The organism is Mesorhizobium erdmanii (genome assembly GCF_013170725.1).
In the GTDB taxonomy this organism is placed as follows: Bacteria; Pseudomonadota; Alphaproteobacteria; order Rhizobiales; family Rhizobiaceae; genus Mesorhizobium; species Mesorhizobium erdmanii.
The window spans coordinates 1983300-2007631 of the sequence record NZ_CP033361.1 but is presented as its reverse complement, the minus strand read 5'-3'; the positions used below and the strand labels follow the sequence as shown (position 1 = coordinate 2007631).

Below are 24332 nucleotides of genomic sequence, written 5' to 3'. Positions count from 1 at the left end.
AGAGTGCGCTGCTACTTCAGCAGCCGGCCCTCGATCGACCAGCGCGCGGCGAGGAAATTCAGCACCGCCGCCACAATGACACCGCCGATCTTTGCCGGCCACACACCGGCAATACCGGCGAAGAGTTCGATCGACAGGCTGGATACACCGAGCGAAATCAGCGCGCCGAGCGAGACGAAACGCAGGAAGGCATCATGCAGCCGGATGGCTTGGTTGCGCTCGAACGACCAGAAACCATTCGCCACGAAAGAAAAGACGACGGCGATCGACCATGAGATGACGTTGGCCGGCAATGGCGGCAGATGCATCTTGAGCAACAGGAAAAAGCCGGCAAGGTCGATAGCCGTGTTCACCAACCCGACAATGGCAAAGCGAACAATCTTGCTGCCGGTCGAGCGGCGGGGCTGGTCGGCGCCGCTCATCCCTTGCCGTCCATGATCTCGACACCGGCGCGGGCTAGGCTGGCGCCAAATGCGTCCGAGGCCAGGACGGTGAATTCCACTTCGCGCACGCCTTGCATCGGGTCGCGCGCCCGCAGCGTCTCGTCGACATGGCCGGGATGGCACATGAACAGGCCTCGTTCCGGCAGCGCCTCCACGGCGGCCTGCAGAACCGGCGCGAACCGTTCGGGTTGCCGCCAGTCATAGATGCCGGCGAGCGGCCTGAAAATGCTGAAGCCGGCGCGCGCCATCGACTGGTTGAAGCCGGTGGCCAAGGCTGCGATTGCCGCGACTTTCGGCGCCACGGCGGCATGGCCTAGCGCCGGCGCACCGCGCAGCGCCGGCTTGCCCCCAGCGTCGGAGAAATGCCCCCGCAGCCACGTGCGCACGATGGGCAGGAAATGCACGTGCTGGTGTCCGTCGATGAAGTCAGGCTGGCGGCCAAGCGCCTCGACAAAGCGGTTGTATTGCGCGTCGAGCTCGGCATGGACGTCTCGCGCGTCAATGCCGCCGCGCAGGACCGGCAGCGCCAGTGAACGCAGCGGTGGCAGTCGGCCTCCCGGCGCCAGGCCAGACCGGCCGGTGACGGCCGGCTGGTCGGTGAGGGTCAGGTGCAGCCCGACCGCCGCGCGGCCGCACAGCGGCTTTATGCGCGCCGCCGCATCCGGCCATTCCGGAAAGCCGGTCATGCAGCCGGTGCCGGTCAAGCGGCCACGGTCGAGCAGCTCGAGAATCGCTGCGGAGACCCCAGGCGCCAAGCCGTAGTCGTCGGCGATCAGGCGGATGCGTCGCGTCATGCGCCGGGTGCGCCTGGCGGCCGGTCCAAAACATCGCCGCGCACGACATCGCGCACGATATAGACCGGCCGGTCCTTGCTTTCCGAGAGCGTGACCCAGACATACTCGCCGATCAGGCCAAGCAAGGTGAGGTTGAGGCCGCCGAGCAGGACGACGGCGACCATGAGGCTGGGATAACCGGGGACGGCGATGCCGTAGAACATCACCTCGAAGAACACTTTGGCGCCGTAAGCGAGGCCGGCCAACGCCGCCAGCATCCCGCTCAGGCTGATGATGCGCAACGGGATGACGGAAAAGGAGGTAAAACCTTCCAGCGAGAAAGCGATCAGGTTGAGCCGGCTCCATTTCGACGTGCCCGTGGCGCGGTTCTCCGGCGAATATTGTATGGCCTTCTGGCGGAAACCGGCCCAGGCGAACAGACCCTTGTTGAAGCGCCGCTTGTCGCGCAGGCTGGTCAGGGCGCGCACCACGGCACCGCGCATGACGCGAAAATCGCCGGCATTCTCGGGAATGTCGAAACGCTGGCTCGAGTTGATCAGGCTGTAGAAAAGCCGAGCCAGCTGACTGCGCCGCCAGCTGGCCTCGCGGCGATCGTTCTGCGCGTAGACGACATCGATATCCGGGTTCTCCACCAGTTCGGCGATCATCGTCAGGCTGGTGTCCATCGAATGCTGGAGATCGGCGTCCATCACCAGCGCCATGTCGCCGCGCGACCGGTCGAGGCCGGCGAGTACGGCGACCTCCTTGCCGAAATTGCGGCTGAGCCGCACGATCTCCCACGAACCCGACAGCGCCCGCGAGAACCGCTCGGCGCCATCGTCGCGGCTGCCATCGTCGACCAGGATCTTGTGGACGGCGATGCCGAAACGCTGCGACACTTCGGCTTCGAGCTTGTCGAGCAATGCGGCAAAGGCCGATGCCGATGGCGCCTCGTTGAAGAACGGCGCGACGATATCGAGGACGGGCCGCGACTCAGCCATTTGCGACGGGCCTTTCATTCATCACCTTGTCTCGCATCGTCGTGTCTCGCGCCCCCTTGTCGCCTGCTTTCGCCCAGAACCACCAGATCAGGGAACCGGCGATGACGGTGACCGCGACCGGCCTGAACCAGGGGTATGTCAAATCCTGGATATGGCGCTCGACCCCCGTCAATCCGGTCAGGAACAGCATCAAGGACAGCACCGAAGCCAGCACGCCACCTCGTTCCTCGCGCCACAACAAGGCGACAGCGAGACCGGCGGGCACCGCGATCATGGCATAGGTATTGGGCTCGACGCGCGGGTTGAAGACGCACATGTAGAACGTCGCCGTCAGGAAGATGGCGAGACCGGCCGTTCCGCGTTCGAGCTTGCGGTCGAACCAGACCGCCGCGCAAAGCGTGAACAGGGCCATGACCATGCGCACGATCGTGGCACCGAATTCCGGGAGAGGCAGCCCCATTTTGGTAAACGGCGCTGTGAAATCGGTGGGAACGAAATGGTTGGCATTGTCGACGGCCATCGAGGTCAGCATTTCTGCAAAAAGACGATACTGGTCGTTGAGATAGCTGGCGGGAGCAAAGGCGTAGGGCAAAGCGAGCACGAACAGCACCGCCAGCACCAGCACCGGTATCAGCCGGAAACGCAGGGCACCAACCAACAGCAACATGATGACCGCGGTCGGCTTGGCGATGATGGCGACCGAAGCCCAGAAGAAGGTTTCGGCGCGTCGTCCCTCGAGCGCCGACAGGGTGAGAAGCCAGCAGGCGCCGGTCAGAAGGATCGTCGCCTGACCGTTGCGGATCGCCCCCAGCGCCATCGGCAGGGCAAGGAACAGTCCGAAGGACAGCAACCATGGCAATTCCCCGCCGCCGAGCTTGCGCACCTGCCGCATCGCGGCAAAAGTCAGCACCGCGAAGCCGATGATATGCCACAGCAGGCCGCCGAGATGCGGACCGAGCTTTACCAATGGAACATAAAGCGTGGCAAAAGCCGGCGCGTAGAGATAGCCCATCTCGGATTGGAGATTGTAGAGCGGCCGGCGGGCCAGCAGCGCCTCACTGCCGTCTATATAGGCTTGCCAGACCGTCCGCGTGTGGGGAGACCACAGAACCAAGGCAAGAACGATCAGGAACGCCCCGATCCACAGGCCAAGTCCCAAACGGTCGAAAACCGGCTTGGACATCGTCATCAAAGACACCCCACAACACCCGGGACAGGCTCAGTCCAGCACTGCCTCGGCATTCGATGGCGGCGGCATATCACGGACAAAGCGGCGTGGCATAGAGGGCTGAAAGACGCGGCCGTAAGCCCGGCGGGCCATCGGGAGTAGTGGAATGCCGGGGCACCCTGACCTGCAAGGGGCCTCTTGAAAGCCTCGTATTCAGGGCTCTGATACCCTTCGAACTGCATCAAGGCCGGATGAACACCTTGCCGTTGGGCTTGGCCAGTTCGGCCGGTACCCGCGTCATCGCCTCGGCGAACGGCACGACGGCCGTCACGTCGGTTGCCCAGCGCCCGTCGGAAAACCGCTGCTGCGCCTCCAGGATCGCCGGACCCCGCCGCTCCTTGGATTGTCGCATCCATTCGCTCAGCCAGAAACCTTCGATATGTTTGTGCTGGAAGATCAGTTGGCCGGGCTCGCGGATTACCGTGGCTTCAGGATCGAGCCGGCCATAGATGATCCAGCGCGCACGCTTCGGCATCGCATTGAAGATGGCCGAGGCCAGCGGTCCGGTGACCGCATCGAGGAAGATGCGCGGCTGTTCGGCCTTCATCACCTCACGCAGCGTAGCTTCGAAATCCGGCGCCTTCTCATTGAGCACATGGGCAGCGCCGATCTCTTTCAGAAGCTCGATCTGCTCGTCGCGGCGCACCGTGACGATTGGCCGAAACCCTTCCTCGCTGGCCAAGCCGATGATCAGCTTGCAGAGCTGGCTGGCGCCGGCGGTCATCACGAACGCCTTTTCGCCTTCCTGCTTGACGATGTCGAACATGGCGATCGCGGTGAGCGGATTGACGATCATCGCCGCGCCATCCTCGTCGCGCACCGTGTCGAGCAGCGGAATGCAGGCCGCCGCCTCGGCGACGGCGAATTCGGCCCACGACCCCCAGTTGCTGAGGCCGGTGGCGAAGGCGACGCGCTTGCCGACGAGGCTTTGGGGATAGGGCTCGTCACCGCTGGCGACGACGGTGCCGACACCCTCGAAGCCGGCCGGCCGGCCCTTGGCGCGCGGCTGGCCGTACTGGCCCTTGATGAAGGCAACATCGGACGGGTTGATCGACGCCAGGCTGACCTTGATCAGCACCTGGCTCGGTCCGGGCACCGGCACCGCGATGCTGCCCGGCTCGAGATAGGGCTCCATCGCCTCGAGCGCACTGCCGCTCGGCGTCTTGGTGTAGCCGTCGCCGACCAGGAGCAACGCCTTCATTTCGGAGGGAATGGTCATCGGTGACACTCCGTGGTTGTTGACAGAAGGTCCAAAGCGCGGCGGACCGGGCTGCCGCTCAGACCTTCTCCTGCGTGTATTTCCTCAGCTCCGTCCGCGCCACCTGCCGGCGATGCACGGCGTCAGGCCCGTCGGCAAGGCGCAATGTCCTCAGATGTGTCCACGAGCGCGCCAGCGGCGTGTCCTGGCTGATGCCTTGCGCGCCGAACATCTGCACCGCCTCGTCGGTGACCTTGAGGGCGACGCGCGGTGCGATGACCTTGATCTGGCTGATCCAGGGGGCAGCGGCACGCGCGTCGCCCTGGTCGATCATCCACGCCGCCTTGAGGCAGAGCAGCCGCGCCATCTCGATCTCCATGCGGCATTCGGCGATGATGTCGAAATTGGCCCCGAGTTTGGCCAGGGGTTGGCCGAAGGCCTCGCGGCGCACCGAACGCTGGCACAGCAGTTCCAGCGCCATCTCGGCCTGGCCTATGGCGCGCATGCAGTGATGGATGCGGCCGGGCCCGAGCCGCCCTTGCGCGATCTCGAATCCCCTGCCCTCGCCGAGGATCATGTTCGAGGCCGGGACCCGGACATTGTCGAAGCGAAGGTGCATGTGGCCATGCGGCGCGTCATCGTCGCCATAGACCTGCATGGCCCGTACCTTGGTCACTCCCTTGGTGTCGGCAGGAACCAGGATCATCGAATGGCGGCGGTGCTGCGGTGCTGCCTCGCCCCCCGTCCGCACCATCACGATGTAGATGGCGCAGCGCGGATCGCCGGCGCCCGACGCCCACCATTTTTCGCCGTTGAGGACATAGTCGTCGCCTTGCCGCTCGCAGCGCATCGCGATGTTGGTGGCGTCGGATGACGCGACATCCGGCTCGGTCATCAGATAGGCCGAGCGGATTTTCCCATCCAGAAGCGGTTCGAGCCATGTTTTCTTATGGTCGGCCGAGCCATAGCGCTCCAGCACCTCCATATTGCCGGTGTCGGGCGCGGAGCAGTTGAAGGTCTCGGCGCCGAGATGTGCCTTGCCCATTTCCTCGGCGAGATAAGCGTATTCGACGGTTGAGAGGCCGTAACCGCGTTCCGAGCCGGTCAGCCAGAAGTTCCACAGGCCACGCTCACGCGCCGTCGTCTTCAGTCCATCGAGGATCTCGGTTTGACGTTTGCTGTGGACCCAGCGGTCGCCTGCCTTGCCCACCTCACCGAGAAATTCGTGGTCGAGCGGCATGATTTCGTCGCGCACCATGGAAGCGACGCGCGCGTGGATCGGCTTCAGCCGCTCGGTCATGCCGAGATTCATCTCCGTCATCGGTCGCTAACCCTTCATGCAGGCCTGGCATTTTGTCAGTGGCAAGGATGACTGTACTTCGGATAGCCTTGTCAACGCGAACTCTTTGCCCAGGCGAGGCGCGGAGGATTGGAATGGCCTATCTGGACGAGCTGTTTTCGGTGGCCGGCAAGACCGCGCTGGTTACGGGCGCCGCGACCGGCATCGGCCGCATGGCGGCAACCGCCCTGGTCAGGGCCGGCGCCAGCGTGATGATCGCTTCGCGCAAGGGCGAGGACTGCATCAAGGTCGCCGCCGAACTGAACGGGCTGGGCGCGCCGGGCCGGGCCGAGGGCTTCGCCGGCGACGTCTCCAGCGAGGCTGGCATCGCCGCGCTCGTCGCCGAGGTCAAGGCGCGCACCGACAAACTCGAGATTCTGGTCAACAACGCCGGTGTTTCCTGGGGTGCGCCGCTGGAGAGCTTTCCCTATTCGGCATGGGCCAAGGTGTTCGGTGTCAATGTGACCGCTGTCTTCCACCTGACGCGCGAATTGCTGCCGCTGCTCGAGGCGGCCGCCAGCGACGCCGATCCGGCCCGCGTGATCAATCTGGGTTCGGTGATGGGCACGCAGCCGCTGGCCGACGACGCCTATTCCTATACCGCGTCCAAGGCCGCGGTGCATCATCTGACACGCACGCTCGCGCTCGAATTCGCCCCCCGCCGCATCACCGTCAACGCTTTTGCCCCCGGCCCCTTCCAGAGCCGGATGACAGCCTTTGCCACCGGTACGGATGAGCAGGCCAGGCATGTCGGCAGCCATGTTCCGATCGGCCGTATCGGCGCACCGGATGACATTGCCGGCGCAACGCTCTATTTGTGCAGCCGTGCGGGCAGCTATGTCACCGGCGCCATCCTGCCGATCGACGGCGGGCAGTCGGTGCAGCATGGATTGACCTTGTTCAAGGCCTGACCTTATTCAAGAATGACATTTTCCGGCCGTAGAAGCCGGAGGTGAACTGGAGGACATGAGCGTGGAACCGATCAGTCTCGATGTGCTTCTGGCCAGTGTCGGCAAGGAGGTTGGTGTCTCGCCGTGGCGGGTGGTGACGCAGCGCATGATCGACCAGTTCGCCGACGCCACCGACGACCACCAGTTCATTCACTGCGACCCCGAACGAGCCAAGCGCGAGACGCCGTTCGGCGGCACCATCGCGCATGGCTTCCTGTCGCTGTCGCTGCTCTCGGCCATGACCTTCGAGACCATGCCGCCGCTGGAAAACGGCAAGATGGGCGTCAACCACGGCTTCGATTCGCTGCGCTTCCTGGCGCCGGTGAAGACCGGTGCGCGCATCCGCACCCGTTTCGTGCTGGCCGACGTCAAGGTCAGGCCGTCGGGCTGGGTGCAGACGGCGCACGACGTGACGATCGAGATCGAGGGTTCGAAGAAACCGGCGCTGACCGCCCGCTGGCTGACGCTGACGCTGATCGAACGCCAGCCCGAGACCGCATGAACGACCCCAACGCGCTCGACCAGGCAGCGCTCGCGCCTTACCTCGAGGCGGAAATCCCGGGCTTTGCCGGGCTCGCTTCAATCGAAAAATTCAAATCCGGCCAGTCGAACCCGACCTATCTCCTGACGGCGGCCAGCGGCCGCTACGTGCTGCGTGCCAAGCCGCCCGGGCAATTGCTGAAATCGGCGCATCAGGTCGACCGCGAATTCCGCGTGATGAAAGCGCTTGCCGGCACCGCCGTGCCGGTGCCCGAAATGCTGCATCTGTCGGCGGAAGAGTCGCCGATCGGCCGCATGTTCTATGTCATGGATTTCCTCGGCGGCCGCATCTTCTGGGATCCGGCGCTGCCAGAAGCCCGCGACAATGGTGAGCGCGCCGCGATCTACGACGCCATGAACGCCACGCTCGCGGCCCTGCACGATGTCGACGTCGTCGCCGTGGGACTTTCGGATTTCGGCCGGCCGGGCAATTATTTCGAGCGGCAGTTGGCGCGCTGGACCAGCCAGTACCGGGCTTCGGAAACCGGCGGCATTGCCGACATGGACCAACTGATCGCCTGGCTGGAAACGCACATGCCCGCGGACGACGGCCTGATATCGCTTGTCCATGGCGACTACCGGCTGGACAATCTGATCTTCGCACCGGACCGGCCACGGGTCATCGCGGTGCTCGACTGGGAGTTGTCGACCTCAGGCCACCCCTTTGCCGACATCGCGTATCAGTGCATGCAGTGGCGCCTGCCGCATGCCTCCGGCTTTCGCGGCCTCGGCGGCGTCGACCGTGCCGCGCTCGGCCTTCCTTCCGAGGAAGACTATGTCGCCGCCTATTGCCGGCGGCGCGGGCTCACCGGCATCGGCAACTGGACGTTCTTCCTCGCCTTCTCCTTCTTCCGCCTGGCGGCGATCTGCCAGGGCGTCTACAAGCGCGCGCTGGACGGCAACGCCTCCAATCCCGAAAAGGCCAGAACCTATGGCGAGGCGGTGAAGCTGCTTTCGCACCTCGCAGCCAGACTGATCGACAGGCAGGCATGATGGGGAGACATGATGGGCCGCTTTGATGGAGCAACAGTGCTGATCACCGGAGCCGCCGGCGGCCTCGGCAGCAGTGCTGCGAAAGGCTTCGCCTCCGAAGGCGCGCGGCTGGTGCTGTCGGACATCGACGAAAAGGCGCTCGCCGACCTTGCCGGCATGTTGCCGTCCGAAACGGCGATCCTGGCCGGCAACGTAGCCGACGAGAAACTGTCCGGGGATCTGGTCGGGCTGGCGATCGAAAAATTCGGCAGGCTGGATATCGCCGTAAACAATGCCGGCATTGTCCAGAGCTTCGTGCGTCTGCCGCAGGTCCCCTCCGACGAGGCGCGCCGTGTGCTGGAGATCGACCTGCTCGGCGTCTTCTATGCCATGAAGCACCAAATCCCGCAGATGGAGCGGCAGTTCAAGACATCCGGCAAAGGCGGCGCCATCGTCAACATCGCTTCGGCCGCCGGCCTGTCCGGCGCGCCGAAGCTGTCGGTCTATGCCGCCGCCAAGCACGGCGTCGTTGGCCTGACTCGCTCGGCGGCGGTCGAATATGCCAGCAAGGGCCTGCGCATCAACGCCATCTGCCCGGCCCACACCCGAACGGCGATGGTGGACAGCTTCGTGCGCGTCTCCGGCGCGCCGGAGGCCGAGGCCCTGGCTGAACTGACGCGAGGCGTGCCGATGAGGCGGGTTGCCGAAGTGGAAGAAGTCGTCACCGCCATCCTGTTCGCCGCCGACCCGGCCAACTCGTTCATGACCGGTCATGCACTGGCCGTCGACGGGGGCGTCGGCGCGATCTGACTCCCGTTCCGCTTGGGAACTTCCCGTGCCCTTGTCCGTTTTCGTACAGCGTATATAATTTAGCCAGACACCAACCAACCCAGACACCACCGAAAGGCACCGGATTTGCCGCCGAGCGTCCAGAAACGCCGCGAAAAACAGAAGGCCGAACTGCGCTCCGAGCTGGTCGAGGCCGCTCATAAGCTTGTCCAGGAAGAAGGCTATGAAGGCCTGACGATCCGCAAACTGGCCAAGCGGGTCGGCTACGCGCCGATGTCGGTCTATTCCTATTTCGCCGACAAGCAGGACATTCTGTTTGCACTTGCCGAGGACGCCTTCGAGACGCTGGCCCGCCGCATCGAGGAGCACTCGTCAGATGATCCGATCGAAGCCTTGCGGGCGGTGATGACCGAATATGCCGCGTTCGGGCTCGGCAATCCCAATGAATATCGCACTGTCTTCATGACCGAAAAAACCAGGCCCCCGGAAGGCCGGAGTTTTCAAGAGATGCACGAGGCCAACCCGGCGATGAAGGCGCTGATCACCCGGGTCGAAGCCTGTGTCGCCGCTGGCAAGCTGCAGGGCGACCCGCGCGCCATCGCCACCATGCTGTGGGCGGTGGGCCACGGCACGATCTCGCTGCTGATCACCTTCCCTTTCTATCCCTTCGGCGACCCGTATGCCTTCGTGAAGCGGATGTGCGATTTCCAAATGGCCGCGCTTAGCACGCAGAACGTGCCACCACTGACCGAAACACCGGTCAACTGCTGAACGACATCTCCTTCGTTTCCATACTTCCTCGCCACTTTTGCCAGACCGGGGCCTAGCCAGACCGGGGGCAAATTTCTTGGTTAACAAAATGTTTATCGTACGCGTACGATTCTGACTTGAACTTCGCTATCGGCAGTCGTATCTGTACGACACATCGTACATGTACGAAAAAGAATTCAGCCGTCGAAACGGAGACTGACAATGAAAAAGACCCTCCTCACCCTCGCCGCCGTTCTGGCCCTTTCCGGCTCGGCCTTTGCCGCCAACACCACCCATCCGGTAAAGCACCTGCCGGCCGCGACCTGCGTGGACACCAAGGCCAATGTGAAGCTCGATTGCGCCTCGACCGGTTCGGTCGAGAAGAAGGCCACCACGGAAAACACCGCTGAAGGCAAGGGCCCGCGCCTCGGAATCAGCATCAATCCGTGGATCGTGCCGAGCGCGTTCTGATTGTCTTCGGCAGGTCGGTCCTGGCCGGAACAGCCGGCCAGGAGATGATTTCAGCCGATCGAGACCGGCAGCTTGGTTGCTGAACTCTCGAAGGCCGCGTCGATCAGCTTCTGCATGTCGGCGGCGCGCCGGAAGGACGGATCGCCGTTCTGTCTGCTATCCAGCGCGTCGACAAAGCGCCGGGCGTTGCGCTTTACCTCTGGCAGTGTCAGCTCTCGCCAGAGCTGAACATCGACATCCTCTCCCAGGCACGCCGACAGCCGCGCTGCCTTACCGTCGGTCTCGACCTTGAGCGCTCCTTTGGTGCCGTGCAGCGCCAGCGACAGGTCATTGCCGTGGCCGGTCGTGTAGCGGCTCGCCATGATCGTTGCCAGCGCACCGGACTTCAGCCGCGCCGTCATCGCCACGCTGTCGTTGGCGTCCAGCACATAGTCGCCGATCTGGTTGCCCTCGGCCTTCGGAAACGTCACCAGATCGGCATGCAGACTGACAATATCCTGAGCCGCGCCATAGGTAGCGAAGTCCAGGATGTGGATGCCGACATCGCCCAGAACCCCCGTCGAACCGTGCCGGGTGGAAAGGCGCCACAGCCATTTGTCCTCGACACGCCAGTCCCCCCAGGACTTGCTGACCAGCCAGCTCTGCTTGTAGCTCGCCTCGACATGGCGCAATTCGCCGATCGCGCCCGCCAACACTTGACGCCGCGCTTCCTGGATCGCCGGTGAATTGCGGTAGGTGAGATTGACCATGTTGATGACGCCTGCCGCCTCGGCGGCGCGCACCATCTCGAGCGCGTGGGCATGGTTTGGCGCCAGCGGCTTTTCGCAAAAGACATGTTTCCCCGCCGCAAGCAGCGCCAGCGTCGTCGCCTTGTGCACACCGTCCGGCGTCGCGTTGATGGCGGCGTCGAATTCACCCCAGGCGATCGCCGCTTCTAGGCTCTCGAAGGAAACGCCGATCTGGTTGGCAGCGGCAAACGCCGCCGCGCGGCCAGGCAGTTGATCGACACAGGCGACAATGCCGCAGCCAGAAACCTTGGCGAACTCCTCGATATGATGTCCGGCGATCCAGCCGGTGCCGAGCAGGAGCAGTCGATGCATCAGATCAGGTCCCTCATTAACTCAAGCCCCCCATTAACGCAGGCCCCCCATTAACGCAGGCCCCCCATTAACTCAGGCCCTTGTCGCCGTCGGCATGCAGGCGCAGGCCCTTCTGGACGATCTTCTCCTTGGCCTTGTCCGTCGGCACGTTCGGCGCGTTGGTGATGCCGGACCATGCGGGTGCCGGGTTGTGCGCCCAGTGCACCGCATTGCGCAGCACCTGTTGCACGCCCTCATTGTGGTAGATCGGATAGGTCTCGTGGCCGGGTGAGAAATAGAAGATGCGGCCGGCGCCGCGCTGGTAGGTCAGTCCCGACCGGAACACTTCGCCGCCCTCGTACCAGGACACGAACACCGTCTCCAACGGCTCCGGCACCGCGAACGGCTCGCCATACATTTCCGTCTCGCCGATCTCCAGGCATTCGCCGATGCCTTGCGCGATCGGATGGCTGCGGTTGATCGCCCAGACGCGTTCGCGCTCGCCCGCCTCGCGCCATTTCAGCGAACAGGGCGTGCCCATCAGCCGCTTGAAGATCTTCGAGTAGTGGCCCGAATGCAGCACGATCAGCCCCATGCCTTCCCAGACCCGCTTTTGCACGCGTTCGACGATCTCGTCCTTGACCTCGCCATGCGCCGCATGGCCCCACCATATCAGCACGTCGGTGGCCGCCATGCGCTTCTCGCTCAGGCCGTGTTCCGGCTCCTGCAAGGTGGCGGTGGTCGCCTCGATGCCCTTGTCCTGGTTGAGCGCCGCGGCAATCGTGCCGTGCATGGTCAGCGGATAGAGTTCGCGCACGGCGGCATTGGTCTGCTCATGGACGTTCTCGCCCCAGACGACAGCTTTTATCGGCATTTTTCCTCTCCAAAGCGCTTTGAATATCTCATCTGACGATGGCTTGGGAAGACGCGTCTCGATCAAATTTGCTGAAAATCAGGGCTTGCGGGTTTTCCGTCCGGGCACGGTCTTGGCCTTGCCCGGCTTGGCCGGCGCACCGGGGATCGCCGAACTGGTGATGGAGACCGGGTCGCTGGCCGGGAACGTGTCCTCGAGGCCTTCCTCGAGTTCCTCCTCGGCGTCGGCCTCGTGATGCCGCTCATGCTCAAGCGAACGAACAGCCGGCGTCTTTTTCACCGGCGATTTCGGTGCGGATTTTGACGGCATCGGCAGTTCTCCCTCGACCTGTTGCCGCACAACGGGCGCCGGCGGCAAACGTTCCGGGGTCAGCCGGCCGCGTCGCGTGCTCCCTCGGACAGGAAAGTAAAGACATAGTCCGAGAAGGAACGCCAGCACTCGACCCGGAATGCGTCGGCGGCCGTGCGCAACAGCACGATCTCGGCCTTGCCGAGGATGGTGCGCGAGGCCGCTCCCACCGGGAAGGCTTCGAGCGAAAGATCCTGCGGGCAGCCCGAATTGATCGCGGCTTCGGCCGCCGGACCAGCGACGGAGATCGCGATGTTGCGATGCGAGATGCCGACCGCCGAATGCAACGCGGCGACCGTGGCGCAATCGGCGAGCGGGTCTTTGCCGGCATCGTCGATGACCAGCCATTCGTCGGGGCCAAGCCACAGTGCGGTGCGGCCTGCTTTCGATGCCGAGGTTTTGGGCTTTTTCGGCAAGGTCACGCCGAGCGCCTTCGAAAGCGCCGCGGCCGAAGCCTCCGGCGCGCGCAGCGAGATGCGTTCGGCCGGCGGCAGTACTTCGACCTTGACGCCTGTCGCGGACGTGCTGCGCCCAGCCAATGCAGGGCGGCGCTCGACCGAAGGCGATGCGACCGGAGCCGTTTTCTTTGCAGCGGCCTTAGCCATTGAGGCGCCCTCCCGTCTCGTCGAAGAACACCATGCCGGTAACCTCCACTTCGATCACCCCGTTCGGCATCGGCACATAAAGCGTATCGCCCACCCGATCGCGGCCGCCGGCAACCAGTGCCAGCGCGATCGAGCGGCCGCAATTCTGCGACCAGTAGCTCGAGGTGACATGGCCGATCATCTTCATCGGGATCGCTTGTTTGGGATCCTCGACGATCTGCGCGCCCTCTTCCAGCACCACCTTGGGGTCCTTGGTCTTCAGACCAACCAGTTGCTTGCGGTCCTTGGCGACCAGATCCGGCCGCGCCATGCCTCTGATACCGACGAAGTCGGCCTTCTTTTTGCCGACGGCCCAGTCGAGCCCGGCATCGTTCGGCGTCACCGTGCCGTCCGTATCCTGGCCGACGATGATGTAGCCTTTTTCGGCGCGCAGCACGTGCATGGCTTCGGTGCCGTAGGCCGTGGCACCATGCTTTTGGCCTTCGGCCCACAGCGCTTCCCACACGGCCTGGCCGTAATCGGCCGGCACGTTGACCTCGAAGCCGCGCTCGCCGGTGAACGACATGCGGAACAGCCTTGTTGGCACGCCGCAGATCTTGCCTTCACGCACCGACATATGCGGCAGCGCCTCATCCGACATGTCGATGCCTTCGACCAGCGGTGCGATGATGTCCCGCGACTTGGGGCCTTGCACCGCGATGACCGCCCACTGCTCGGTGATCGAGGTCAGCCAGACATTGAGATCCGGGAACTCGGTCTGGAGATAGTCCTCCATATGGTTCATGACGCGCGGCGCGCCGCCGGTCGTCGTCGTCACATGGAAACGATCCGGCGCCAGCCTGCCGACGACGCCGTCATCATAGATGAAGCCGTCCTCGCGCAGCATGATGCCGTATCGGCAACGGCCCGGCTCCAGCTTCTCCCACGGATTGGTGTAGAGCAGTTCCATGAATTTCGCCGCATCCGGCCCGACCACTTCGATCTTGCCGAGCGTCGAGGCATCGAACAGGCCGGCCGTGGTACGAACGGCAACGCATTCGCGGTCGACCGCCGCATGCATGTCTTCGCCGGTTTTCGGGAAATACCAGGCGCGCTTCCACTGCCCGACATCCTCGAACACCGCGCCTTGCGCTTCGGCCCACGGATGCGTCGCCGTCTTGCGCGTCGGATCGAACAGCGGCCCGCGTGCATGGCTGACGATCGCACCGAAGGTGACAGGCGTGTAGGGCGCACGGAAGGTGGTCAGGCCGACTTCGGGGATCGGCTTGCCCAACGTCTCCGCGGCGATCGCCAGGCCGTGCATGTTGGAGGTCTTGCCCTGGTCCGTGGCCATGCCGTTGGTGGTGAAGCGCTTGACGTGCTCGATCGAGCGCATGCCTTCATGCACCGCCTGACGGATGTCCTTGGCGGTAACGTCGTTCTGGAAGTCGACGAACGCCTTCACCGTGGTGTCCGGTCCGGCGCCGGGCGCCGCGCCCAGCATGCCGCGCGACCAGCTCTCCGAGGCATCGACCTTAGGCTTGGTGCCCTTTACGGTTTTGGCACCCGCATCCTTGGCTGCCTTGGCGCCGGCCGCATAGGCTTCGTCCACCGTTGCCGACAGCCCGTCGGTGCCGTTGCAGGCGCCGACCGAGACGCAGTCTTGCGCATAGGTGCCCGGCACGAAGCGCTTGGTCTCGTCGTTGAAGGCGACCTTGCCGCGCGACTGCGAGAACAGATGTACCGACGGCGTCCAGCCCGCCGACATCAGGATCGCGTCGACGGCAATGGTGCGCTCGCCGCCGCCATTCTTCGGCTGCACGGTCATCGACGACACCCGCAATTTGCCGCCGGCGCGGATCACCGCGCGTCCGAAATTGATCTCGATGCCGAGCGCCCGCGCCTCGTCGATCACCGGTCCGGTCGGGTTGTCGCGCAGATCGACGATCGCCGCCACGTTGACGCCGGCCTTCTTCAGGTCGATCGCCGCGGCGTAAGCGGAATCATTGGCAGTGTAGACGCCGACATTCCTGCCGACCGCCACGCCATACTGGTTGAGGAAGGTGCGCGCCGCGCCCGCCAGCATGATGCCCGGCCGGTCGTTGTTGGCGAACACCATGTGGCGCTCGATGGCTCCCGAGGCCAGCACGACACGCTTGGCGCGCACCTGCCACAGCCGCTCGCGCGGCAAGTCATGGCCGGGGGCTTTCAGGTGATCGCTGACGCGCTCGACCAGGCCGACGAAATTCTGCGCGTAATAGCCAAACGCCGTCGTGCGCGAAAGCACGCGGACATTGTCCATCGCGCTCAGCCTGGCGATCGCACCTTTAGCCCAGGCAAAACCGTCCTGGCCGTCGATCCTCGCCCCCGTCTCGAAACGAAGGCTGCCGCCGAACTCGGCCTGCTCGTCTGCCAGGATGACACGCACGTCGGTCTCGGCCGCCGCCAACGCCGCCGCGATGCCGGCGGCACCGCCGCCCAGCACCAGCACGTCGCAATGCGCGTAGCGCGAGGAATAATGGTCGGGATCGGGCTTGTCGGGCGAAACGCCAAGGCCGGCGGCTTCGCGAATCTTGGGCTCGTAAAGGCTCTTCCAGGCCGCCTTCGGCCACATGAAGGTCTTGTAGTAGAAGCCGGCCGAAAATAGCGGTGACGCCAGGTCGTTGACCGCGCTGACGTCGAAGGCCAGCGATGGCCAGCGGTTCTGCGAGTTGGCGACGAGCCCGTCATAGAGTTCCTGCACGGTCGCCCGCACATTCGGCGTCTTGCGTGCGTCGTCGCGCACGATCTGCACCAGCGCATTGGGTTCTTCCGCGCCGGCCGACAGGAAGCCGCGCGGACGGTGGTACTTGAACGAGCGGCCGACCAGATGCACGCCATTGGCAAGCAGCGCGGACGCCAGCGTATCGCCCTCGATTCCGGTATAGGACTGGCCGTCGAACGAGAATCGCGCGGTCTTGGCCTGGCTGAGGCGACCGGCTCTCGGGATGCGGAACGCGCCGCTCATTTGGATGCTCCCGGCAGCTTGGCGGGTTTGGGTTCGCCGGCCTTGTAGGTCATGACGAACTTATCGGTGACGGTGTCGCGCACCGCGTTGAAGAAGCGCGCGCAGCCATGCATGTGGCGCCACCGCTCATAGATGATGCCCTTGGGGTTCGAACGGATGAAGAAGAACTTCTCGAAATCATCATCGCTCTCGCCCGCCATGTTGGCCGAGCGCGCAATATGCGCCTCGCCGGCGTTGCGGAATTCGAGCTCCGGGCGCTCTTCCTCGCAATAGGGGCAGCGGATGAGAAGCATTTTCTTGTTCCCTAAAATTCGCTGTGGCCAAGTAGTCTGCAGGCCATGATCAATGCGCGACCGCCGCCGCCGCCGCCTCGTCGATGAGGCGGCCGGTACGGAAGCGCTCGATGGTGAAGGGCGCGTTGATCGGGTGCGGATCGTCTTTGGCGATGGTGTGGGCAAAGACATGACCCGAACCCGGCGTCGCCTTGAAGCCACCCGTACCCCAGCCGCAATTGACGTAGAGGCCGGGCACCGGCGTCTTGGCTAGGATCGGCGAGCGGTCGGGCGTGACATCGACGATGCCGCCCCAGGAGCGCAGCATCTTCATGCGCGTGAAGATCGGGAACATCTCGCAGATGGCGTCCAGCGTGTGCTGCAGAATGTGCAGGCCGCCGGTCTGCGAATAGGAGACATACTGGTCGGTGCCGGCGCCGATCACCAACTCGCCCTTGTCGGACTGCGAGATATAGGCGTGCACGGTGTTCGACATCACCACGCAAGGCACGACCGGCTTGATAGGTTCCGACACCAGCGCCTGCAGCGGATAGCTTTCCAGCGGCATGCGCACGCCGGCCATGTTCATGATGACCGAGGAATGGCCGGCGGCGACGACGCCGACCTTCTTGGCGCCGATGAAGCCGCGCGTCGTGTCGACGCCCATGACCGCGCCATTGGCGGCCCGCTTGACGCCGGTAACCTCGCAATTCTGGATGATGTGGACGCCGCGCGCCGAAGCGCCGCGGGCATAGCCCCACGCCACCGCGTCGTGGCGCGCCGTGCCGCCACGCCGCTGCAGGGCAGCACCCACGACCGGATAACGGGCATCCCTGGAGATGTTGAGTGGCGGGCAGAATTCCTTGGCCTGCTCCGGCGACAGCCATTCATTGTCGATGCCGTTCAGCCGGTTGGCGTGGACGTGGCGCTTCAACACCTGGATGTCGTGCACATTGTGGGCGAGCATCATGACGCCGCGCGCCGAATACATGACGTTGTAGTTGAGCTCCTGGGACAGCCCGTCCCACAGCTTCAGCGCATGGTCATAGATGCCGGCGCTCTCGTCATAGAGATAGTTGGAACGAATGATGGTGGTGTTGCGGCCGGTGTTGCCGCCGCCGAGCCAGCCCTTTTCCAGCACCGCGACATTGGTGATGCCGTGTACGGTGGCGAGATAATAGGCGGTGGCCAGGCCGTGGCCGCCGGCGCCGACGATGATGACGTCATATTCCTTCTTGGGCTCCGGCGAGGACCACTGTTCCTCCCAACCCTTGTGGCCGCGCATGGCCTCTCGGGCGATGGCGAATACCGAATATTTTTTCAACGTCGCAACCCTCGCGCCAAAGAGGCATGGCATATGGCGGCAGGGCGTTCACTGGGCCCCGGCCCGCGAGGTGTATCACTAGCGAAACAGCGCTGCCACCCTTGCGCTGTTTGCGACGGCGCTTGCCGTTTTGCGCCACGCCGAAAAAGAGGCATGCTCTCTGGCACCCACGAAGACCTTAAGTCACATTGTCCGTGGCCAAACTCCGGAGGACGATCATGGGCAATGGGTGGAATTTGACGTTGCGCTTCCTATTGGAGCTTGCGGCCTTGCTCGGCCTGGGCATGGCGGGCTGGACTTTCTCGAGCGGATGGGAGCGCTGGGTCCTGGGCCTAGCGTTACCCCTCATTGCGGCTGTCTTGTGGGGCTCCTTCGCGGTACTCGACGATCCAAGCCGGTCAGGCCGTGCGCCAGTACCGGTTCCGGGGGCCGTGCGGCTGGCACTGGAACTCGTCATCCTGTTCGGCGGTGCGGCAGGGTTCTATGCCGCCGGTTATGCGACCACAGGCGTCGTCGTCGCCCTGCTCATCGCCATTAGCTACGCCTTTTCGCTCGACCGCCTCGGTTGGCTGCTGAGGCAATAGTTCGGACTGGCGAGGCATCGCAGGTTTCGGGTGGCTCCGACCTGCTCGGTCTGCGATCAGGCATCCCGATTGCCGGCGACATCGGCGCCAGGAACAGGGATGCAAAAAAATGCTCGCACTCGCCAACAGGATCGCCATCGTCACCGGCGCCAGTTCCGGCATCGGCCGCGCCACGGCAAAGCTTTTCGCCGAGGAAGGCGCCAGGATTGTCGTCTCCGCCCGCCGTCAGGCCGAACTTGATACGCTTGTCGCCGAGATATCGGACGCGGCGGATGGCACGGCCGTCGCACTTGCCGGCGACGTCAGGGACGAGGCCTATGCAAAGGCCCTCGTCGATCTGGCGGTCGAAAGCTTCGGCGGCCTCGACATAGCTTTCAACAATGCCGGGGCCGTCGGCTTGATGGCACCGCTGCCCGACATGATGCCGGCGGCATGGCACGACACGATGGAGACCAACCTGACCAGCGCCTTTCTCGGCGCGAAGTACCAGATACCGGCGATGCTGGAGCGCGGCGGCGGTTCGCTGATCTTCACCTCGAGTTTTGTCGGCTACACCGCCGGCATGCCGGGCATGGCCGCCTACGCCGCCGCCAAGGCCGGCCTGATCGGCCTGACGCAGGTTCTGGCCGCCGAATACGGGCCGCAAGGCCTGCGCGTCAACGCATTGCTGCCCGGCGGCACCGACACGCCCGGCGCGACGACGACCACGCCCGAAGCCCGCGCTTTCGTCGAAGGCATCCATGCCCTGAAACGCATGGCACAGCCGCAAGAGATCGCCCGCTCGGCGCTCTATCTCGCCTCCGATGCCTCGAGTTTCACCACGGGAACCGCGCTGTTTGCCGATGGCGGCGTCTCGATCAACCGGACGTGAAGGTTTTTTGCAGGGGACAGGCGGTCTCGCTGCTTTGACGCAGGCAGCCGGGCTTGCTTTTTCCGCGCGATTTGGCGATTCCGTTTCCTGTCGAAACGGGTCCCGAAACCATGATGCTGATCCGAACCTATGTGGCCGCGAGCGCGATCGAAGGCGTCGGCATGTTCGCCGCCGAGCCGATCCGGAAGGGCGCCTCGATCTGGCGCCTCGACCCGGATTTCGACCGGCTGATCCCGATGGACAAATACGAGGCAGCACCGCAGCCTCTGAAGGAATTGCTCGACCGCTATGCCTATCCGAGCCCGGATCGGCCTGGCTTCATGGTCTATGAAGTCGACAATGGCCGCTTCATGAACCATTCGGCGACGCCGAACACCGACTTTTCCCAATATGGCGGCGCGACCGCGACCCGCGACATCGCGACAGGCGAAGAGATCACCTGCGACTACGGCGAGTTCTTCGAGGATTTCGAGCGGCTGCACCTGGCCACCGCCTAGTTGGCGCCCTATCTCGGGGCGACCGTGGCAATTTGGCTGTTGTCCTGCATTTCGACTGTGGACAGCGCGGCCTGATTCTGCTATCAGCCGCCACAATTCGTGGTGTCGACCGCCGCGGAGGCTAGTGGCTATGGCTGCTTGCCTGTTGATATCAAACCCGAAAGACAGGATTGCCCGTGCAGGTACTCGTCCGCGACAATAACGTTGATCAGGCGCTTCGCGCGCTCAAGAAGAAGATGCAGCGCGAAGGCATTTTCCGCGAAATGAAGATGCGCGGTCACTACGAGAAGCCGTCCGAGAAGCGCGCCCGCGAAAAGGCCGAGGCCGTGCGCCGCGCCCGCAAGCTGGCCCGCAAGCGCGCCCAGCGCGAAGGCCTGCTGCCGATGACGCCGCGTCCGGTGCCTGCTGGCGGTGCTGCCGGTGCAGCGCGTCCGCCGCGCTGATTATCGCCAATATTTCGTCCTTTTCGAAGGATACCAAGGTGGCGCGATGCGGAATCGCCGCCACCTTTTTATTTTGATGTGACCCGGCCCGGAGGGGGGATCCGGGCCTGAACGGCGCGGCTTGAAGTGAGGACAGGGCAGACATGAACGCAACGAGCGTGGAGCGCGGAACCGCATTGCGTGGTTTCGCCCTGACAGCGGCCCTGCTTTCCGGACTGGTGCTTGCCGGCTGCCAGACGTCGGGTCCGACCGGCGAGTTCAACAACATCGACAAGGCGCAAGGCTCGAGCGAGAACATCTCCTCGCTGTCGGCGGTCATCCAGCGCAATCCCCAGGATCCCGAGGGCTACAATGTGCGCGGCTCGGCCTATGGCCGCGGCGGCCAGTACCAGGCGGCGCTCAAGGACTTCAACCAGGCCATCCAGCTCAATCCGAATTTCTTCCAGGCCTATTCGAACCGCGCGCTCATCCAGCGCTTCCTCGGCAACCAGGAAGCGGCTCTCGCCGACTACAACCGCTCGATCCAGATCAACGGCAATTATGACGCCGCCTATATCGGCCGCGGCAATCTCTACCGCAAGGCAGGCCGCACCCAGGATGCCTTCAACGACTTCCAGAAGGCGATCCAGCTCGACACGACGGATGCGCGCGCCTACCACAATCGCGGCCTGATCTATCAGAGCCAGGGCCAGCACAAATTCGCCATCGAGGATTTCTCGACCGCCATCTCGCTGGCGCCGGATGCCGCCGAACCCTACAACGGTCGTGGCCTCTCCTACCTGGCCACGGGCGACGAGGACAACGCCTTCTCCGACTTCAACATGGCCATCAAGCTCGACGGCCAAAACGCCGAGGCCTGGGCCAACCAGGCGCTGATCTACGAGCGGCGCGGCGACAAGGCGAAGGCCGCGAAATCCTATCGCGAAGCCGTGCGCCTCAACCCCAGCTACCAGCCGGCCAAGGACGGCTTGTCGCGTGTCGGCGCCGGCGCCAGCTAATATCGGCTTCAGCAGATCCGGCTGACCATTGCAGCTTGTTTGCGTGTCCAAAAGGACACGCGGCGCTGAAGATCGCTGCCAATCCGACAACCCCGCGTTAACCCCCGCGACAAGCCGTCGACGCTTGCCTTGTTCGCGCCAAGTTTTCGGCGGAACGGTCTGGCCATTGAAGCCGTTGTTCAATGGCAATTACGAAAGGACGCTCCCATGATCAAGAAACTCGCCTGCGCCGCGGCGCTCGCCACGACGGTGTTCGCAGCCGCTCCGGCCAGCGCCGGCAAGCTGCAGCTCGGCACGCTCGACTGCACCATCGACGGCGGCACATCCTTCGTCGTCGGCTCAAACAAGGGCGTGTCCTGCGTCTTCCGTCCCTACCATCACGGGCCGTCGGAGATCTACACCGGCGTCATCTCCAAGCTTGGCGTCGATCTCGGCCAGACGCATCAGGGCCAGCTGATCTGGGCGGTTTTCGCCGCGACCCGCGACCGGGATGCAGGCGATCTCGCCGGCAACTACTATGGCGTCAACGCCGAGGCGAGCGTCGTCACCGGCGGTGGTGCCAACCTGCTGGTCGGTGGCTTCGACAGCGCCTTCATGCTGGAGCCGCTCAGCGTCCAGGCACAGACCGGTGTCAATCTCGCCGTCGCCGTGACCTCGCTGGAGTTGATCCACTCGCTCAAGTAAGTGGATGGAGCCACGCGCTCCACGACCCCTCACCCTGCGGCGCGGAACCAGATAGGATGGTTTCGCGCCGTTTGATTTTGGGGGGAAGAATATGCCGAGAACAGCCATCGCCGCTGCCGTGATTGCAACCCTGCTTGGCGCGACGCAGGCGCAAGCACAGGACCGGGGCATCGAACTCGGCACGCTTGAATGCGCCATATCGGGCGGCACCGGCTTTATCTTCGGCTCGAGCAAGGATCTGAGCTGCACCTTCACGCCGACCGACAAGAGCTTCGCGCCGGAAGCCTATTTCGGCGCCGTCAACAAATACGGCCTCGACATCGGCACGACGAAGCAGGCGGTGATGCAATGGCTGGTGTTGACGCCGCTGAAGAACATCTACGCGCCCGGCGCGCTGGCCGGCGACTATATCGGGGCCAGCGCCGAGGTGACCGCGGCGGTCGGCGCCGGCGCCAATCTTCTGGTCGGCGGCTCCTCGCAGGCCTTCACCCTCCAGCCGCTCAGCCTGCAGACGCAGACCGGCATCAATCTCGCCATCGGCGTCAGCCAGTTCCAGCTGCGCAGCACCGAGAACTGACTGGTGCACCTCACCGGTGAGATGAAGAGGCGCATCCCGAGGCTTCGTCATCCACGGGCGGAGCAGCCGCGTAGCGGCGTCGCGAAGACCCGAGGATGACGAAGTTGGGAAGGCTTCGGCCAATCTCGAACGTTGCGATGGTCCACTGAGACAAACCGCTTGAGCTCAACCGCGGTTGAGGTCCTACAAGCCAGCCCACTGAAGAGCGCCCGCCGCGCATGGTCCTGCCGGAAGGCCTTGCTGGCTTCTGGCGCCACGCGCCGGCATCGCGATATGAAAAACATGGGGTGGACATGACCGACATCGGCAAAAACAGGGTCGACTGGCGCGCATTGTGGGCGAGCGGCGACCTGGCGCGCTTCTGCTTCATCAGCCTTGGCATCCTGCTGCACGCCACCAATGAGACGATGGTGGCGACCGTCATGCCGGCCATGGTCGGCGAACTGGCAGGAGTGCAGCTCGTCGGCTGGTCGCTGGCGATCTACGAGCTCGGCGCCATCGTCGCAGGCGCTGCCGCCGGGCGGCTGGTCAGCTATGTGGCGCTGCGCACGAATATGGTGGTCGCGGCCCTTCTCTACGCCGCCGGGGCGCTGCTCTGCGCCACCTCGCCTTCCATGCAACTGTTCCTGGCCGGCCGCCTCATCGAGGGGCTGGGCGGCGGCGCGCTGGTGTCGCTGGCCTTTGTCTCGGTCGAGCGGCTGTTTTCGCGCGCCATCTGGCCGCAGCTTTTCGGCATCATGTCGGCGATCTGGGGCGTCGCGGCATTCAGCGGCCCTTTGCTGGGCGCGATCATGACCGAATTGCTGTCGTGGCGCTGGGCGTTTGGCGTCTTCACTCTAGGCGGCATCGCCATGGCGCTGGCCAGCTTCCTTGTGCTCGACACGCCGGAGGCGACGCGACCGAGCACAAGCGGGGGCAAGGTACCGCCCTTCCCGTTCGCCGCCCTTGGCTGCCTTGCCGTCGCCGTGGTGCTGATCGCCTCGGCCGGCGTCGACATCGCCGTGCTGCGCTCCTCGCTGCTGATCGTGCTTGGCCTCGCCGGCCTGGCGCTGTTTTTTGCCATCGACGCAAGGAAGCCTCGCTCGCGGCTGTTCCCGTCGCGGCTGTTCTCGTGGCGCACGCCGGTCGGCGCCGGCATGACCATGGTCGCCGCCTTTTCCGTCGCCACCTGTTCCTTCGGCGTCTATGGACCGCTGCTTTTGACCAGCCTGCACGACATTCCGTTGCTGACCACCGGCTACATCATCGCCGCTGAATCGATCGCCTGGTCGATCCTGTCAATCCTCGTCGCCAACGCACCGCCGCGACGCGAACGGCTGATCATCGTCTGCGGCGCGCTGATGATCGCGGCGGGCATTGCCGGCTTCGCCTATACGATACCGCTGGGCTCGATCCCGCTGATCCTGGTCTGCGCCCTGTTGCAGGGCGGCGGCTTCGGCATTGCCTGGCCGTTCCTGACCCGCGTCATCGTCGCCTCCGCCCCTGACGACGAGCAGACCATCGCCTCGGCGGCGGTGCCGACCATGCAACGCATCGGCTATGCCGTGGGTGCGGCGCTTGCCGGCATCGTCGCCAATGCCAGCGGCTTTTCGCAAGGCCTGAACCACGACGCGGCGGCCAATGTCGCGAGCTGGCTGTTCCTTGCCTTTGTGCCGCTTGGCATCCTCGGCTGTCTGGCAGCCTTGCGGGCCTCAGCGGCGCCAAACCGGCCGCTCGGAGCCTTAGGCTGACTCCAT

Annotated in this window: 27 protein-coding genes; 14 read left to right on the top strand and 13 right to left on the bottom strand. The window is 64.4% G+C overall.

What is annotated here, in order from left to right; genetic code table 11:
- Positions 1-11: 11 nt before the first annotated feature.
- From EB233_RS09735 to EB233_RS09710, 6 genes are all read right to left on the bottom strand, one after another.
- A complete protein-coding gene (locus EB233_RS09735) occupies positions 12-422 on the bottom strand; it encodes a GtrA family protein (protein ID WP_064992066.1) in 411 nt (136 codons plus the stop codon).
- A complete protein-coding gene (locus EB233_RS09730; protein ID WP_064992065.1) occupies positions 419-1237 on the bottom strand; it encodes a ChbG/HpnK family deacetylase in 819 nt (272 codons plus the stop codon). The genes EB233_RS09735 and EB233_RS09730 overlap by 4 nt, the downstream gene beginning before the upstream one ends.
- Complete coding sequence (locus EB233_RS09725; RefSeq protein WP_064992064.1) at positions 1234-2217, bottom strand: glycosyltransferase family 2 protein; 984 nt, start codon at positions 2215-2217, stop codon at positions 1234-1236. Before EB233_RS09725 ends, EB233_RS09730 begins: the two co-directional genes overlap by 4 nt.
- On the bottom strand, positions 2210-3406 hold the full coding sequence (locus tag EB233_RS09720; RefSeq protein WP_064992063.1) for a glycosyltransferase family 87 protein: 1197 nt from the start codon (positions 3404-3406) through the stop codon (positions 2210-2212). The genes EB233_RS09725 and EB233_RS09720 overlap by 8 nt, the downstream gene beginning before the upstream one ends.
- 220 nt (positions 3407-3626) lie before the next feature.
- Entirely contained in the window at positions 3627-4664 is a 1038-nt protein-coding gene (locus tag EB233_RS09715) for a zinc-binding dehydrogenase (protein WP_064992062.1), read from the bottom strand.
- 58 nt (positions 4665-4722) lie between these two features.
- Positions 4723-5964 (bottom strand): acyl-CoA dehydrogenase family protein, encoded by a 1242-nt coding sequence (locus EB233_RS09710; RefSeq protein WP_064992061.1) that lies wholly within the window; start codon positions 5962-5964, stop codon positions 4723-4725.
- Between the two features lie 113 nt (positions 5965-6077).
- Between EB233_RS09710 and EB233_RS09705 the strand changes: the two genes are divergently transcribed.
- The 6 genes from EB233_RS09705 to EB233_RS09680 all read left to right on the top strand — a co-directional run bounded on the left by EB233_RS09705 (position 6078) and on the right by EB233_RS09680 (position 10454).
- Positions 6078-6893, top strand: coding sequence for an SDR family oxidoreductase (locus EB233_RS09705; RefSeq protein WP_064992060.1), 816 nt, complete (start codon positions 6078-6080; stop codon positions 6891-6893).
- A gap of 55 nt (positions 6894-6948) precedes the next feature.
- On the top strand, positions 6949-7434 hold the full coding sequence (locus tag EB233_RS09700) for a MaoC family dehydratase (RefSeq protein ID WP_019861112.1): 486 nt from the start codon (positions 6949-6951) through the stop codon (positions 7432-7434).
- Positions 7431-8465, top strand: coding sequence for a phosphotransferase (locus EB233_RS09695; RefSeq protein WP_064992059.1), 1035 nt, complete (start codon positions 7431-7433; stop codon positions 8463-8465). The genes EB233_RS09700 and EB233_RS09695 overlap by 4 nt, the downstream gene beginning before the upstream one ends.
- A gap of 12 nt (positions 8466-8477) precedes the next feature.
- On the top strand, positions 8478-9254 hold the full coding sequence (locus EB233_RS09690; protein WP_064992058.1) for an SDR family NAD(P)-dependent oxidoreductase: 777 nt from the start codon (positions 8478-8480) through the stop codon (positions 9252-9254).
- Positions 9255-9359: 105 nt separating this feature from the next.
- Complete coding sequence (locus EB233_RS09685) at positions 9360-10004, top strand: TetR/AcrR family transcriptional regulator (RefSeq protein ID WP_064992057.1); 645 nt, start codon at positions 9360-9362, stop codon at positions 10002-10004.
- 201 nt (positions 10005-10205) lie between these two features.
- Complete coding sequence (locus EB233_RS09680) at positions 10206-10454, top strand: DUF680 domain-containing protein (protein WP_064992056.1); 249 nt, start codon at positions 10206-10208, stop codon at positions 10452-10454.
- A 50-nt stretch (positions 10455-10504) separates the two neighbouring features.
- Here EB233_RS09680 and EB233_RS09675 read toward each other — a convergent pair whose 3' ends face one another.
- From EB233_RS09675 to EB233_RS09645, 7 genes are all read right to left on the bottom strand, one after another.
- A complete protein-coding gene (locus tag EB233_RS09675; RefSeq protein WP_064992055.1) occupies positions 10505-11554 on the bottom strand; it encodes a Gfo/Idh/MocA family protein in 1050 nt (349 codons plus the stop codon).
- A gap of 67 nt (positions 11555-11621) precedes the next feature.
- Complete coding sequence (locus tag EB233_RS09670) at positions 11622-12407, bottom strand: ThuA domain-containing protein (protein ID WP_064992054.1); 786 nt, start codon at positions 12405-12407, stop codon at positions 11622-11624.
- A 78-nt stretch (positions 12408-12485) separates the two neighbouring features.
- The gene (locus tag EB233_RS09665) at positions 12486-12716 is read right to left on the bottom strand and encodes a hypothetical protein (RefSeq protein WP_081294347.1); all 231 of its coding nucleotides are present in this window, start codon (positions 12714-12716) and stop codon (positions 12486-12488) included.
- A gap of 59 nt (positions 12717-12775) precedes the next feature.
- Entirely contained in the window at positions 12776-13360 is a 585-nt protein-coding gene (locus EB233_RS09660; protein ID WP_064992052.1) for a sarcosine oxidase subunit gamma, read from the bottom strand.
- On the bottom strand, positions 13353-16346 hold the full coding sequence (locus EB233_RS09655) for a sarcosine oxidase subunit alpha (protein WP_064992051.1): 2994 nt from the start codon (positions 16344-16346) through the stop codon (positions 13353-13355). Before EB233_RS09655 ends, EB233_RS09660 begins: the two co-directional genes overlap by 8 nt.
- Positions 16343-16639, bottom strand: a complete 297-nt coding sequence (locus EB233_RS09650) for a sarcosine oxidase subunit delta (RefSeq protein WP_027056691.1) — start codon at positions 16637-16639, stop codon at positions 16343-16345. The genes EB233_RS09655 and EB233_RS09650 overlap by 4 nt, the downstream gene beginning before the upstream one ends.
- A gap of 49 nt (positions 16640-16688) precedes the next feature.
- Positions 16689-17942, bottom strand: a complete 1254-nt coding sequence (locus EB233_RS09645) for a sarcosine oxidase subunit beta (RefSeq protein WP_064992050.1) — start codon at positions 17940-17942, stop codon at positions 16689-16691.
- 218 nt (positions 17943-18160) lie between these two features.
- Here EB233_RS09645 and EB233_RS09640 point away from each other — a divergent pair, with 218 nt between their 5' ends.
- The 8 genes from EB233_RS09640 (at position 18161) to EB233_RS09605 (ending at position 24326) form a co-directional block, all read left to right on the top strand.
- The gene (locus EB233_RS09640; protein ID WP_064992125.1) at positions 18161-18526 is read left to right on the top strand and encodes a DUF2568 domain-containing protein; all 366 of its coding nucleotides are present in this window, start codon (positions 18161-18163) and stop codon (positions 18524-18526) included.
- 109 nt (positions 18527-18635) lie between these two features.
- Positions 18636-19397 carry an SDR family oxidoreductase gene (locus tag EB233_RS09635; protein WP_064992049.1) on the top strand — a complete coding sequence of 254 codons (762 nt, stop codon included), beginning with the start codon at positions 18636-18638 and terminating at the stop codon, positions 19395-19397.
- Between the two features lie 110 nt (positions 19398-19507).
- Positions 19508-19894, top strand: a complete 387-nt coding sequence (locus tag EB233_RS09630) for an SET domain-containing protein (protein WP_064992124.1) — start codon at positions 19508-19510, stop codon at positions 19892-19894.
- 176 nt (positions 19895-20070) lie between these two features.
- Positions 20071-20337: a 30S ribosomal protein S21 gene (gene rpsU / locus EB233_RS09625; RefSeq protein ID WP_027056687.1), complete on the top strand. Its 267-nt coding sequence runs from the start codon at positions 20071-20073 to the stop codon at positions 20335-20337.
- A gap of 143 nt (positions 20338-20480) precedes the next feature.
- Positions 20481-21335, top strand: a complete 855-nt coding sequence (locus tag EB233_RS09620; protein ID WP_064992048.1) for a tetratricopeptide repeat protein — start codon at positions 20481-20483, stop codon at positions 21333-21335.
- A gap of 207 nt (positions 21336-21542) precedes the next feature.
- Complete coding sequence (locus EB233_RS09615) at positions 21543-22019, top strand: DUF992 domain-containing protein (RefSeq protein WP_027056685.1); 477 nt, start codon at positions 21543-21545, stop codon at positions 22017-22019.
- A gap of 91 nt (positions 22020-22110) precedes the next feature.
- Positions 22111-22596 carry a DUF992 domain-containing protein gene (locus EB233_RS09610; protein WP_064992047.1) on the top strand — a complete coding sequence of 162 codons (486 nt, stop codon included), beginning with the start codon at positions 22111-22113 and terminating at the stop codon, positions 22594-22596.
- 293 nt (positions 22597-22889) lie between these two features.
- Complete coding sequence (locus EB233_RS09605; RefSeq protein ID WP_064992123.1) at positions 22890-24326, top strand: MFS transporter; 1437 nt, start codon at positions 22890-22892, stop codon at positions 24324-24326.
- The last annotated feature ends 6 nt before the right edge of the window (positions 24327-24332 follow it).

Coding starts and splice junctions, on each gene's coding strand:
- EB233_RS09735 (WP_064992066.1), bottom strand. CDS start 422: ATGAGCGGCGCCGACCAGCCCCGCCGCTCGACCGGCAGCAAGATTGTT.
- EB233_RS09730 (WP_064992065.1), bottom strand. CDS start 1,237: ATGACGCGACGCATCCGCCTGATCGCCGACGACTACGGCTTGGCGCCT.
- EB233_RS09725 (WP_064992064.1), bottom strand. CDS start 2,217: ATGGCTGAGTCGCGGCCCGTCCTCGATATCGTCGCGCCGTTCTTCAAC.
- EB233_RS09720 (WP_064992063.1), bottom strand. CDS start 3,406: ATGACGATGTCCAAGCCGGTTTTCGACCGTTTGGGACTTGGCCTGTGG.
- EB233_RS09715 (WP_064992062.1), bottom strand. CDS start 4,664: ATGACCATTCCCTCCGAAATGAAGGCGTTGCTCCTGGTCGGCGACGGC.
- EB233_RS09710 (WP_064992061.1), bottom strand. CDS start 5,964: ATGACGGAGATGAATCTCGGCATGACCGAGCGGCTGAAGCCGATCCAC.
- EB233_RS09705 (WP_064992060.1), top strand. CDS start 6,078: ATGGCCTATCTGGACGAGCTGTTTTCGGTGGCCGGCAAGACCGCGCTG.
- EB233_RS09700 (WP_019861112.1), top strand. CDS start 6,949: ATGAGCGTGGAACCGATCAGTCTCGATGTGCTTCTGGCCAGTGTCGGC.
- EB233_RS09695 (WP_064992059.1), top strand. CDS start 7,431: ATGAACGACCCCAACGCGCTCGACCAGGCAGCGCTCGCGCCTTACCTC.
- EB233_RS09690 (WP_064992058.1), top strand. CDS start 8,478: ATGGGCCGCTTTGATGGAGCAACAGTGCTGATCACCGGAGCCGCCGGC.
- EB233_RS09680 (WP_064992056.1), top strand. CDS start 10,206: ATGAAAAAGACCCTCCTCACCCTCGCCGCCGTTCTGGCCCTTTCCGGC.
- EB233_RS09675 (WP_064992055.1), bottom strand. CDS start 11,554: ATGCATCGACTGCTCCTGCTCGGCACCGGCTGGATCGCCGGACATCAT.
- EB233_RS09670 (WP_064992054.1), bottom strand. CDS start 12,407: ATGCCGATAAAAGCTGTCGTCTGGGGCGAGAACGTCCATGAGCAGACC.
- EB233_RS09665 (WP_081294347.1), bottom strand. CDS start 12,716: ATGCCGTCAAAATCCGCACCGAAATCGCCGGTGAAAAAGACGCCGGCT.
- EB233_RS09660 (WP_064992052.1), bottom strand. CDS start 13,360: ATGGCTAAGGCCGCTGCAAAGAAAACGGCTCCGGTCGCATCGCCTTCG.
- EB233_RS09655 (WP_064992051.1), bottom strand. CDS start 16,346: ATGAGCGGCGCGTTCCGCATCCCGAGAGCCGGTCGCCTCAGCCAGGCC.
- EB233_RS09650 (WP_027056691.1), bottom strand. CDS start 16,639: ATGCTTCTCATCCGCTGCCCCTATTGCGAGGAAGAGCGCCCGGAGCTC.
- EB233_RS09640 (WP_064992125.1), top strand. CDS start 18,161: ATGGGCAATGGGTGGAATTTGACGTTGCGCTTCCTATTGGAGCTTGCG.
- EB233_RS09635 (WP_064992049.1), top strand. CDS start 18,636: ATGCTCGCACTCGCCAACAGGATCGCCATCGTCACCGGCGCCAGTTCC.
- EB233_RS09630 (WP_064992124.1), top strand. CDS start 19,508: ATGATGCTGATCCGAACCTATGTGGCCGCGAGCGCGATCGAAGGCGTC.
- EB233_RS09620 (WP_064992048.1), top strand. CDS start 20,481: ATGAACGCAACGAGCGTGGAGCGCGGAACCGCATTGCGTGGTTTCGCC.
- EB233_RS09615 (WP_027056685.1), top strand. CDS start 21,543: ATGATCAAGAAACTCGCCTGCGCCGCGGCGCTCGCCACGACGGTGTTC.
- EB233_RS09610 (WP_064992047.1), top strand. CDS start 22,111: ATGCCGAGAACAGCCATCGCCGCTGCCGTGATTGCAACCCTGCTTGGC.
- EB233_RS09605 (WP_064992123.1), top strand. CDS start 22,890: ATGACCGACATCGGCAAAAACAGGGTCGACTGGCGCGCATTGTGGGCG.